Here is an 812-nt window from a genome sequence, read left to right on the forward strand (position 1 = left end):
TTTGAGTGGGCGCATTTCCGAAAAACCAAAGGCGGCATAAAGCTTCATACGGTGTATGACCCGCAGGCAGATACACCAACTTTTTTCGAACTGACCACCGCCAAGAGAAATGACTGTAAAACGGCTCAGAACCTTCCCATCATGGCAGGTGTCACCTATGTTTTTGACCGCGCTTACGACGACTACAGCTGGTATTACGAAATGACCTGCCAGGGCACGCAGTTTGTGGGCAGGATGAAAACCTCAGCAGTCTATGAAGTCGTTGAATGCCGTGAAACGACAGACGACTCTATCCTGGAAGACCAAATCATCAGGCTCTCTTCTGACAAAGGTCGAAAGGACTGTCCAACTGATCTCAGGCGGGTCAAGATTCGCCGGGAAGACGACAAAGTTCTGGTTTTTATCAGTAACGACCTGAAGAGAAGTGCTGCAGAGATTGCCGATTTATATAAATCCCGCTGGCAGATCGAACTGTTTTTCAAGTGGATTAAGCAGAATCTGAAGGTGAAGCGGTTCCTTGGGCGCAGTGAAAATGCTGTAAGAATACAGGTGCTCACAGCAATGATTGCCTACCTCCTGCTGCGGCTGGCTCAGATCACAACACCCTGCAAATTGTCGTTACAGCAAATAGCCCGAAGAATCAGTCTTAATCTGACCCGCCGTTGCTCTTTGTTGGAATTATTCAGTGATCCGCCGGATAGCATGGAAGTCGGCTTACTCCAGAATCAGGGGAGTCTGGAGCTGGTTTATGCTTAACCGGACAGTAGTGAAATACAGTAGATAATAAAGACATTTTCTACTCAATTTATACA

1 protein-coding gene is annotated in these 812 nt (G+C 47.2%); it reads left to right on the forward strand.

The window, feature by feature from the left end:
* Positions 1-756: IS4 family transposase (locus QMA35_RS21920; protein WP_281649255.1), on the forward strand; the 756-nt coding region annotated here is incomplete at its 5' end.
* Positions 757-812 lie beyond the last annotated feature (56 nt).

The sequence above is a fragment of the Parendozoicomonas sp. Alg238-R29 genome, from assembly GCF_947331445.1.
Lineage (GTDB): Bacteria > Pseudomonadota > Gammaproteobacteria > Pseudomonadales > Endozoicomonadaceae > Sansalvadorimonas.